11 protein-coding genes are annotated in these 11,345 nt (G+C 38.7%); 7 read left to right on the plus strand and 4 right to left on the minus strand.

The window, feature by feature from the left end:
• Positions 1-32: 32 nt before the first annotated feature.
• On the plus strand, positions 33-977 hold the full coding sequence (locus DC498_RS17060; protein ID WP_116875392.1) for an isopenicillin N synthase family dioxygenase: 945 nt from the start codon (positions 33-35) through the stop codon (positions 975-977).
• A 33-nt stretch (positions 978-1,010) separates the two neighbouring features.
• Positions 1,011-2,261 carry a chromate transporter gene (locus DC498_RS17065; RefSeq protein ID WP_116875393.1) on the plus strand — a complete coding sequence of 417 codons (1,251 nt, stop codon included), beginning with the start codon at positions 1,011-1,013 and terminating at the stop codon, positions 2,259-2,261.
• On the opposite strand, the gene nadD is transcribed toward DC498_RS17065, so the two are convergent.
• Positions 2,258-2,827, minus strand: coding sequence for a nicotinate (nicotinamide) nucleotide adenylyltransferase (gene nadD, locus DC498_RS17070; RefSeq protein WP_116875394.1), 570 nt, complete (start codon positions 2,825-2,827; stop codon positions 2,258-2,260). The two genes, DC498_RS17065 and nadD, sit on opposite strands and share 4 nt — an antisense overlap.
• 16 nt (positions 2,828-2,843) lie before the next feature.
• A complete protein-coding gene (locus tag DC498_RS17075; protein ID WP_116875395.1) occupies positions 2,844-3,068 on the minus strand; it encodes a FeoA family protein in 225 nt (74 codons plus the stop codon).
• Positions 3,069-3,339: 271 nt separating this feature from the next.
• On the opposite strand from DC498_RS17075, the gene ybeY reads away from it, so the two are divergent.
• The 3 genes from ybeY (at position 3,340) to mnmG (ending at position 6,415) form a co-directional block, all read left to right on the plus strand.
• Entirely contained in the window at positions 3,340-3,759 is a 420-nt protein-coding gene (ybeY, locus tag DC498_RS17080) for an rRNA maturation RNase YbeY (RefSeq protein ID WP_116875396.1), read from the plus strand.
• Positions 3,760-3,767: 8 nt separating this feature from the next.
• Positions 3,768-4,433, plus strand: a complete 666-nt coding sequence (locus DC498_RS17085) for a CAP domain-containing protein (RefSeq protein ID WP_165813875.1) — start codon at positions 3,768-3,770, stop codon at positions 4,431-4,433.
• 113 nt (positions 4,434-4,546) lie between these two features.
• Entirely contained in the window at positions 4,547-6,415 is a 1,869-nt protein-coding gene (gene mnmG / locus DC498_RS17090; RefSeq protein ID WP_116875398.1) for a tRNA uridine-5-carboxymethylaminomethyl(34) synthesis enzyme MnmG, read from the plus strand.
• Positions 6,416-6,421: 6 nt separating this feature from the next.
• Here mnmG and nadA read toward each other — a convergent pair whose 3' ends face one another.
• Positions 6,422-7,432: a quinolinate synthase NadA gene (gene nadA, locus DC498_RS17095; RefSeq protein WP_116875399.1), complete on the minus strand. Its 1,011-nt coding sequence runs from the start codon at positions 7,430-7,432 to the stop codon at positions 6,422-6,424.
• A 563-nt stretch (positions 7,433-7,995) separates the two neighbouring features.
• Here nadA and DC498_RS17100 point away from each other — a divergent pair.
• Both DC498_RS17100 and DC498_RS17105 read left to right on the plus strand, forming a co-directional pair.
• Positions 7,996-10,113: a peptidylprolyl isomerase gene (locus DC498_RS17100; protein WP_116875400.1), complete on the plus strand. Its 2,118-nt coding sequence runs from the start codon at positions 7,996-7,998 to the stop codon at positions 10,111-10,113.
• Between the two features lie 78 nt (positions 10,114-10,191).
• A complete protein-coding gene (locus tag DC498_RS17105) occupies positions 10,192-10,704 on the plus strand; it encodes a DUF2480 family protein (RefSeq protein WP_116875401.1) in 513 nt (170 codons plus the stop codon).
• An 11-nt stretch (positions 10,705-10,715) separates the two neighbouring features.
• Here DC498_RS17105 and DC498_RS17110 read toward each other — a convergent pair whose 3' ends face one another.
• Positions 10,716-11,219 carry a murein L,D-transpeptidase catalytic domain-containing protein gene (locus DC498_RS17110; RefSeq protein WP_116875402.1) on the minus strand — a complete coding sequence of 168 codons (504 nt, stop codon included), beginning with the start codon at positions 11,217-11,219 and terminating at the stop codon, positions 10,716-10,718.
• Positions 11,220-11,345: the final 126 nt, after the last annotated feature.

The following is an 11,345-nucleotide window of genomic DNA, read 5'->3' on the forward strand; positions in this document are numbered from 1 at the left end:
TCAATTTTTAAGAAGATATAAATTCATGCTTTATGAATATTCCTTCCGTTGACCTCTCACAATTTACGCAGGGAACACCTGAAAGTAAAAAGGCTTTTGTTGAGCAATTGGGCAAAGCGTATGAAGAAGTTGGGTTTGTAGCAGTAAAAAATCATGGTATTCCAGACGAACTGATCCAATCGCTTTACCAGAATGTGCAACAGTTTTTCTCGCTTCCGCTTCAAAAAAAAACCGGTTATGAAATACCCGGGCTTGCCGGGCAAAGAGGCTATACTTCTTTTGGGAGAGAGCATGCCAAGGGGAGTGAAGCGCCTGATCTGAAAGAATTTTTTCAATACGGGCAAACCGTTGAAGACGGGGATGTAATAAAAGAAGAATACCCGGATAATGTAGTGGTAGATGAAATTCCTGCATTCAATCCTGTTTTTCTGAACGCGTACCGTGCGTTCGAAAAATCAGGCAAGGCATTGCTCCAGGCCATTGCCTTATACCTTGATCTTGATGAAGATTTTTTTGACGATAAAATTCATAATGGTAACTCCATTCTAAGGGCTATACATTATCCTCCGATATTAAGAGAGCCTGCATCGGCTATACGCGCCGAACAACACGAAGATATTAACCTCATCACTTTACTGGTGGGAGCAAGTGCTGACGGATTGCAGATCCTCACCAAACAAAACCAATGGGTGCCCGTTACTTCACTACCGGATCAAATAGTTGTAAATGTTGGCGATATGCTGCAGCGGCTTACCAACAACAAACTCAGGAGTACAACGCACCGTGTGGTAAATCCGCCTAAAGAATTATGGCATACTTCGCGTTTTTCTATTCCTTTTTTTCTTCATCCAAAAGGAGAAATGTCTCTTGCCTGCCTTGAAAGCTGTATAGACAGCGCACATCCTAAAGCTTATCCTGATGCCACTGCAGGGGAGTATTTAGATGAACGGCTGAGAGAAATAGGTTTAAAAAAATAACTCCTGGGTTTATAAATTCTCTGTGCTTTGAAAATGCTCCGTCATATTCCTTTTTTAAAAGCTGTTTTCCTGTATAGTGTTACAGCTTTTGGTGGCGCGCAGGGGCATTTAGGCATGATGATGAAAACCTTTGTTTCCAAACGCAAGGATATTACAGAACAGGAGTTGCTTGAGTACAATGCATTTTGTCAATTGCTGCCCGGTGCATCATCAACCCAGATCATCACACTTATTGGTTATAAAAGGGGAAGACTTCCGCTTGCCATTCTTACCCTGGTTATCTGGATCTTGCCGGCCTGTATACTAATGAGCGGTTTTTCTTTCCTGCTTAGTTATATAGATAATGCAGCACTGCAGAATGACTTTTTTAAATTTATTAAGCCGATGGCAGTTGGTTTTTTGGCTTTTGCCGCTTTCAGGGCTTATTTGCTGGTAGCCACCAACAAAGTAGCAAGGTTAATAATGGTACCGGTAATGATCATTACCTATTTTCTTTTTAAAACGCCCTGGGTTTTTCCCGGGGTTATTTTATTAGGGGGTATTATCACCAATTTTACCGAAAAACGAACTCCAAAAATCAACATTGAACCAAGACCAATCAAATGGGGGAATATCGTAATGTTTTTTTCGCTGTTTATCATAGCTGGTACGCTTAGTGAGTTAGCAAGGCGTCATAATTGGAAAGAAAGAAAAGCGCTTAACCTGTTTGAAAATACCTATCGCTTTGGTAGCCTGGTTTTTGGTGGCGGAGACGTACTGATGCCAATGATGTATGAGCAATATGTTGTTCGTCCAAATACAGAGAGAATTTTATTGAACAATAAAGATGTATTAAGGATTGATAAGAACGAGTTTTTAAGCGGCGCAGGTATTGTAAGAACAATCCCTGGTCCCACTTTTTCTTTTTCTGCCTTTGTGGGGGGGGAGGCGTTAAAATCAGAAGGTGTCAGAATGCAGGTTATTGGTTGCATCATAGGTTCTTTTGGTGTTTTTCTACCCAGTGCTTTGCTGGTGCTTTTCTTTTTCCCGGTTTGGCATAACCTGAAAAAATACAGTGGAATTTACCGAGCGCTTAAAGGCATTAATGCTGCGGTGGTGGGTATAATGGCTGCCGCCACTTTTTTTCTGATGAAAGATGTTTCCTTTTTTGAAGCTAATGAGTCATATACCATCAGCTTTCTGAATATTGGCGTTATTGCCGGCACATTTTTATTACTGCTTTTTACCCGCTTGCCTGCGCCGGTTATAGCACTTGCCTGCTTATTATTAGGATGGATTTTCTAATTCCTGTAATAATTATTTCTTTCAATTTCTTCCTTCACACTATCGGGCACGAGATAACGGATCGATTTTCCATTCCTGATGGTTTGTCTTAATTGCGTTGCGGATATCTGCAGCAGAGGTGCGTCTAATACTATCACATTCTCATTTTGCGTATTTACTTCAAAGCCAGGCCTGTTATAAACGAATATCGGGTAGCGCTGCATTATTACTTCAGCGTTTTTCCATTTGGGCAGGTTCTGATAGCTATCACTTCCCATAATAATAGAAAACTCGTGTTTGGGATATTTCTCTTCAAGGTAAGCCAGGGTATCAACGGTGTAAGATGGCTTGGGCAGATAAAATTCTATATCCGATGCTTTGAGTTTATCTTCTCCCTCAATAGCCAGTCTAACCAAATGTAATCGCTGGTATTCATTCAATAAAGCGGCGGAATTTTTAAATGGATTTTGAGGAGATACTATAAACCAAACCTGGTCGAGGTTGGTATTGTTGGCAATAAAACTAGCTATTATTAAATGCCCGTGATGAACAGGATTGAAGGAGCCAAAGTAAAGACCAATTTTCATTAAGAGATATTGCGTATTATAAATCCTCTACCAGCACATTATCTGCTTCATTCAAACGCAAACTTAAATTATATCCCGCAACTGTTACTGATATAGGATCGCCTAAAGGAGCTACCTGCAAAATTTTTACGGTTTCACCGGGAATAAACCCCATCTCCATAAGTTTGAGATAAAAGTCATTATCCTCTATTTCTTTTATTATTACTGTTACGCCCGGGTTTATTTCTGAAAGCCTTTTCATTATAGCACAAATCTATTGGTAGTTTTACAAAATGAATTACGATTTTTGGAAAACTGGTATATTAAACTTTTCGCAGTAGGATAATCTTGTTATGCAGATTCCTCCTGCGTCGGAATGACAAGCTTTGGAATGTATGTTGAACAATAGTGTAAATGTTCAACTATTGTATTAAAGCTGAACATTGCACCGCAGCCTGTCATTCCGACGCAGGAGGAATCTGCAAACGCCAGTATACAAATAATTGAAATAAGCTCCACGAAAACAGCTCACAATGCCAAACATAAACTTCTTCTTTCCTTATAAAAAGAACATTCTTACCGATAGAAATAAGCTTAAAGGCTTTATTCAACAGCTGTTCAAAAAGGAAAAAACCTCCCTTGATTCGCTTCAGTACATATTCTGTTCGGATGATTTCCTGCTACAGGTAAATAAACAATACTTAAAACACGACTATTATACAGATATCATCACTTTTAACCTGGGCGAAAAAGCTGTGGAAGGAGAAATATACATCAGTATTGACAGGGTAAAAGATAATGCAACAACCTATAAAACCAGCTTTAAAAGAGAACTTCACCGGGTAATTTTTCACGGTGCACTGCATTTATGCGGCTATAAGGATAAGTTAAATGAAGAAAAGAAGGTAATGAGAGCCAAAGAAGATCGTTACTTGCAGGAGTATTTTAAATAAAGTTCCACGTGAAACGTTTACTGTCTGTTTTTATTGCATGCGCTTTTATCAGCTTTGTTCATTCACAGGGAAGCATTGTATTAAGAGATGCGCCTTTTATAGTTGAAACAGAAAAAGATGCCAGCATACAACAATGGTTAGACTCAAATGCTTTTTATAAAAAACTTTCTCCTGACCAACAGGAATCTATTTACTGGATTAATTATATAAGAAAGTATCCAAAGCTTTTTCATGACAAGATATTAATACCCTTTCTTGAACAGTTCCCGGAAGCTAAAAGTGCATATTCAAAGTCCTTATCAGCAACCCTTATTTCAATGTCTCCTGTTGGGCTATTAATTCCCGATGAAAATCTTACAAAGGTGGCTATTGAACATGCTACTGACCTAGGTAAACATGGGGCAGGTATAAGTCATAGCTCTACTTCCGGCAGCAGCTTCCAGGAAAGAATGAACAAGGCAGGCTATTTCAGCAATGTTGCAGAGAATATTTATGAAGGCAAAAGAAGTTCGCTGGAAGCCTTGATCTTCCTCCTTATTGATACCGGTGTAAAAAGCGTTGGTCACCGGAAAAACATTCTTTCAATTGAAATGAAGAGGGTAGGTCTTAGTTTTTATCCCATTAAAGGCAGACCAGGCATGTTCTTTCTCGTTCAGGATTTTTCCGGAGAATAGCACTGTTTCACGTGAAACGTTGATGTATGGTAATGAGTGGGTGTCAGCAGTCAGCTATCAGCCCATAACTGAAAGCTGATCACAAATTACCTATATCATCTTACTTTTGCCGAATGTTTCAGGAATATGATGTAATTGTTGTTGGTGCCGGTCATGCCGGATGTGAAGCTGCTGCAGCGGCAGCCAATATGGGCAGCAAAACCTTGCTGGTTACCATGAATATGCAAACCATCGCCCAAATGAGCTGTAACCCTGCCATGGGTGGTATTGCCAAAGGACAAATCGTTAGGGAAATAGATGCGCTGGGCGGATACTCCGGTATAGTAACGGATGAGTCAATGATCCAATTCAGGATGCTCAATAAATCAAAAGGACCTGCCATGTGGAGTCCCAGGGCACAAAGCGACAGAATGCTTTTTGCTTTGAAATGGAGAGAAAAACTGGAACATACACCTAACCTGGATTTTTACCAGGATATGGTAAAAGGATTACTGGTGAAAGATAACAGGTGCATTGGGGTTATCACCGGGCTGGGACATCACATTACGGCAAAGGCAGTAGTTCTTACTAATGGTACTTTTTTAAATGGCATTATTCATATTGGAGAAAAACAATTTGGCGGCGGAAGAGTAGCAGAAAAAGCAGCCTCTGGTATTACCGAACAATTGGTTGAACTCGGTTTTGAAAGTGACCGATTAAAAACCGGTACACCACCAAGGGTTGATGGAAGAAGTTTGGATTATACCAAAATGGATGAACAAAAAGGAGATGATGAAATTGTAGGTTTTAGTTTTTCTGATACAAAAAAAATAAAGCCTGAACAGCAAAGAAGCTGCTGGATAACCTATACCAACCAAACAGTACATGATACTTTAAAAACCGGGTTCGACAGGAGCCCAATGTATGCAGGCAGAATTGATGGTGTTGGTCCGAGATATTGCCCCAGTATAGAAGACAAGATTAACCGCTTTGCCGAAAGAGACAGGCACCAGCTTTTTGTAGAGCCGGAAGGATGGAATACTGTTGAAATTTATGTAAATGGTTTCTCAACTTCATTGCCTGAAGAAGTACAATATGAAGCTTTACGTATAGTACCGGGTTTTGAAAATGTACGTTTTTTCAGACCGGGTTATGCTATAGAATACGACTATTTTCCACCAACACAATTACAGTATACTTTAGAAACCAAGCTGATTCAAAATCTTTTTTTTGCCGGGCAGATCAATGGTACAACCGGTTATGAAGAAGCTGCCTGCCAGGGTTTGATGGCTGGTATAAATGCGCATCTCAAAACAAAAGAAAAAGAACCGTTGATATTAAGCAGGAGTGAAGCATATATCGGTGTACTGATTGATGACCTCATCAGTAAAGGAACGGAAGAGCCCTACCGAATGTTTACCAGCCGTGCTGAATTCAGAACATTATTGCGCCAGGATAATGCGGATCTTCGGCTAACCAAAAAGAGCTTTGATTTTGGGCTTGCTTCACAGGAAAGAATGGACGCAGTTTTGAATAAGGAAAGAGAAGTAAAAAATATTCTAAACGAATTAAATAATTTTAATATATCACCAGAAGAGGTTAATCCTCTTCTTGAAAAAATTCAATCCGCTTCTTTAACCCAAAAACAAAAGGCAGGGCAATTAATACTCAGGCCGGATATCAGCCTGGCATATCTTTTAGAAAATGTACCCAGGCTACAATCCATCTTTTCGGGCAATAAAAAAGAAGAGTTGGAACAAGCCGAAATACAAATTAAATATAATATATATATTGAAAAGGAAAAGGAACTTGTGGCAAAAATGAACAATCTTGAACATTTAAGCATTCCGCAAAATTTCAATTATACCAATATTCCGGCGCTGTCTGCAGAAGCCAGGCAGAAGTTTATTAAAATACAACCAAGAACATTAGGACAGGCTTCCCGCATTTCAGGAGTTAACCCAAGTGACGTTCAGATACTGATGGTTTATATGGGCAGATAAGCGGCTTTATAACCCGAGTTGAGCACTTATCTCCAACATTCTTTTAATAGGCTTTAAAGCAGCCTTTCTGAGCTCCTCATCCATATTCAGCTCGGGTGCTTCATACTCCATGCACAAATACAATTTCTCAAGCGTATTCAGCTTCATATGCGGACAGTCATTACAGGCACAGCTATTGTCTGGTGGTGCAGGAATGAAAATCTTACCCGGAGAGTTTTTTTGCATCTGGTGAAGAATACCAGTTTCTGTAGCTACGATATATTCTTTGGAAGTATCAGTTTCAGTGTATTTCAGCAATTGTGTGGTAGAGCCAATATAATCTGCCAGTTGTAATACCACATCTTCACATTCAGGGTGCGCTATTACTTTAGCTTCAGGATGCCTTACTTTAAGCCTGGTAATTTTTTCCCTGCTGAAAATTTCATGCACCATACAGGCACCATCCCACAAAACCATATTCCTCCCGGTCTTTTTGTTGATATATGCACCCAGGTTCTTATCCGGAGCAAAAATGATCTTCTGATCTTTTGGCAAACTTTCTACGATTTGCTTTGCATTAGATGAAGTACAAATGATATCACTCAATGCTTTAATACCTGCTGAGCAATTGATATAAGAAATCACAATATGATCCGGGTACTGTTCTTTAAACTTTTTAAATAATGGCGGCGGGGCAGAATCAGATAAGGAACAACCCGCTTTTAAATCAGGAAGTAATACTTTTTTATCCGGGTTCAGAATTTTGGCAGTTTCAGCCATAAAGTGTACGCCGGCAAACACGATAATATCTGCGGTAGTTTTTTCCGCCTGTTGAGCCAGGCCAAGGCTGTCACCGATATAATCTGCAATATCCTGTATATCCGATTCCTGGTAATAGTGCGCCAGTATAACCGCATTCTTCTCTTTCTTAATTCTTTCAATCTCTTTAAACAAATCGATACGGGAATCAATATCAACATCCAGGAATCCAACCTGCTCAACATTTTTCTTTGCTTCTTCAATGTTAATTACTCCCATAGTATTTAATATTATTTATTATTTATTTAAAAGCCCTACTATTATTACGGCTGTGAATTTGGGGAAACAATCCAAATTAAAACGTTTTGCAAAGTTAAAACTATTCATTTATACACGGTTATTAACAAGCATATACACAGCAGGTACTCAATGCTGTATAGAGTTCTGCAATATTATCAACATTGTGGATTAAAAAAGGGTGAGAAAAAAAAAGAAAAAAAAAAATAAAAAAATGGTGTTGAAAACCGGGGGTAAAATTTTTTTTTATGAGGAAATATGCAGGGATGGGAAAAGGAAGAAGCAAACCAAATTAAGAATTGGGCAATATTCCCACCGGAAATTTTAATAAAAAAGAACTATATCAACAAAAAATGGCTACTGTTAACACAGTAATGTGAATTAATAAAAACGAAAAAGGATAGTGTTTTATTGTTTGCTGCGAAATGAAAGATATACACGCTATAAACTCAATAGCCATGCATATTTGAGACTGTTTTCCACAATTTGTTGATAAACATTTATTCCCCTATTTTTGCCGTCCTAAAAAATACATACTATATATTATGTCGATAATTGAGACGCTTAGAAAAAGGGCTGGTATTTTGGTTATAGCGATTGCCGTAAGTCTTATTGGTTTTATAGTGCAGGATGCTTTTTTTGGAAGAGGTGGAGGTGTTAAAGAGCCATCAAAAACAATAGGTAAAATAAATGGAACAAATATTGACCGGCAGGATTTTGATGCCCGTGTAAAGATGATGGAAGCACAGTATCAATCGCAGGGATACAGGATAGAAGAAGGTATGCGCCAGGAAATTCAGAACCAGGTATGGAATAGTCTTGTTTCAAGAGAATTGATTTTGTCTGAAGCAAAAAAATTAGGAATTGATTTTACTTCAAAAGAATTTTCTGAATTATTATTCAGTGATAATGCACCCCAGGAATTTAAGCAGCAATTTACTGATCCTAAAACAGGCGTATATAATATAGAAGCGGCCCGTAATGCATTTTTAACGCTTAAGAAAAGCAAAAATGCTGAGCAGATAAAACAGGTAAATGAACAATTGATTGACCCGATTGTATTAAACCAGGTACAACAAAAGTTTTTTACCATTTTTACCAATGGAGCATATATTCCAAAATGGCTTATTGAAAAACAGAATGCAGTTAATGGCCAGGTTTCTGACATTGCGTATACAGGATTGTCATATTCAAGCATTGCTGATTCTGCCGCTGTTGTTTCTGATGCTGATATAAATGATTATATACAGAAACATAAAGATCAGTTTAAACAGGAAAAATCAAGAAGCATAGCGTTTGTTACATTTAATGCCGGAGCCAATAAGGAAGACAGTGCCAATCTCTGGAATAAAATGGAAGGGATGAAACAAGCACTTACTGATGCGCCAGATGCAGGTGTGTTTGTAACAAGAAACGGGACGAAGTCTCCTTTCTTTGACGGGTATATCAATAAAAGCAGGATACAGGTTCCTTCAAAAGATTCTCTTCTTGCATTACAACCCGGGCAGGTATACGGTCCTTATTATGATGCCAATACCATAGTAGTTGCAAGAATGATAGGATCAAAAGTTTTACCGGACTCAGTAAAAGCGCGCCATATATTAATAGGAACAATTGATCTGCAAACACAACAACCATCAAGAACAGATTCTGCTGCAAAGGCGCTCGCAGATAGTATTAAAAATGCAATAGCAGGTGGAGCTTCTTTTGTTGAGCTGGCTGCAAAATATTCTGATGATCTGGGCTCTAAAGACCAGGGAGGAGAATATAACTATTTTCCAAATGGTCAAATGGTTAAAGAATTCAATGATTTTTGTTTCGAAGGCAAAACAGGAGATAAAGGTGTAATAAAAACACAGTTTGGATATCATTATATAGAAGTGCAGGATCAGAAAAATTTTGAGACTGCTTATAAAATAGCTTACTTGGCAAAAACAATTGAGCCAAGTAAAGAAACAGATGATGCGGCATCAGCAGCAGCCACAAAATTCGCGTCTGAAAGCCGCACGGAAAAAGCATTTGATGACGCTGTGGCAAAAAATAAATTCAACAAGAGGATTGCGGATAATATTAAAGAAATGGATTACCAGGTAGCAGGACTAACGCCGTCAAGATCTTTTGTAAAATGGGTATACGAAAACAAACCCGGAACGGTTTCTGATCCTATTTCTGTAGGTGATCAATATGTGGTTGCAGCTATTACCGGCGAAAAACCTGCTGGTGTTCAGTCGGCAGCAACAGCTAAATTAGCCATTGAACCCATTTTGCGTAATAAAAAGAAAGCGGCAATGCTGGTTCAAAAATTCGGAAAATATTCAAGTATTGATGAAGCAGCTAAAAATACCGATCAGCAGGTTCAAACGACAGACAGCATTCGCTTTTCTGATAATTTTAAACCAGGATTTGGCAATGAATTGATCGTTATCGGAGCATCCTTTGATAAGGCATACCAGGGAAAACCATCCCAGCCATTAACCGGCACAACCGGCGTATATGTGGTAGAAGTAAAAAACATAGGCGCTTTGCCTAACGATGCTGCCAATGTAGAAGAACAGAGAAAAGCGGCATTAATGCAAATGAGGCAAACAATGGGGTATGGATTGATGGAAGCTCTTAAAGAGGCCGCAAACATACAAGACACAAGATTAAAAGCCGGATATTAATAAACCGGTATAAAATTTAAAATACAGGGTTGCAATTACGATGATTGCAACCCTGTTTTATTTTGGTAAATTTGTGATATGGAAGAGATAATAAACAAGGTTGCGGAAAGCGGGATCATTACCATAAATCTTGAAGCTTTTTTTCCAAAAGACGAAATAGCCATTTTTGATTTAAAGCCCTGGCTTTTCAGGGAACTTATTCTTAAGGAAAAAGAATTCAGGGAAGCATTGAAAAACGCGGATTGGGAGCAATACAAAGATAAAGTTGTTGGCTTAACCAATACGGCAGATGCCATAATTCCGATGTGGGCTTATATGCTGGTGGCCAGCTATCTGCAACCACATGCAAAGGAAGTACTATTTGGCGATGAGCAATTGTTGACCCGGTCGCTGATGCTGAAGAATATAGAACAAATAAGCGCTGAAGAATATATTGATAAACGCATTGTAATAAAAGGCTGTGGTGATATTGTTTTACCGGAAGCGGCATATGTAGCCATCACCAATAAATTAAAGCCTGTTGTAAAAAGCCTGATGTATGGTGAGCCATGCAGCACTGTACCGGTATATAAAAAATCTGTACAACGGTAAATACCATTGATCTATTCGTAAATTGATAATAACACAGGCGATCGTACGGAATCCAGTACAACGTTTAATTTCTTCAAAAAACCCGGGGCTACGGTAGGGCAGCCATCACTCTGGCATAAAGGAAGCGGGTAAGTTTCGTTATCGGACACACATTCATGTGAGTGCAACACTACAAACCGTTTATATGCATTACTATTGGTAGAATCTAATCCATGAAGTTTATATGCAAGCCCGAATCTGCCCTGGTATGAGTTCCCGATTTTGTATTTGCCGAGCGAAGTACAACCGCAGCCAACAGTATTTCCATATTTGCGGCCGGTTAACCAGCTTTGATTGCAGCGTCCATGGGTTACGAGGCCTTCGGCTATAATACTATCCTTTTTTAAATCAACTACAAAAAACCTGTTCCTGCCGGATTCAATGCTCATGTCAATAAGAAAGGCGATACCGGTATTGTATTTATGCTGAGAAGCATAATGCAATATTTTTTCTGAATGGAGGTTTAGTTTTTTAATAGACCTCTTGTATTAATTGAAAAAGGCATATAATTCATAATTGTAAATGCCAGCGATTAAATTTACTCTTAATCCAAAACGTTTTCTTCTGTTACGGTATCGTTCGCCCAGTATTTTGAATACTTT

It is taken from the genome of Terrimonas sp. (assembly GCF_003075435.1).
Classification (GTDB): domain Bacteria; phylum Bacteroidota; class Bacteroidia; order Chitinophagales; family Chitinophagaceae; genus Agriterribacter.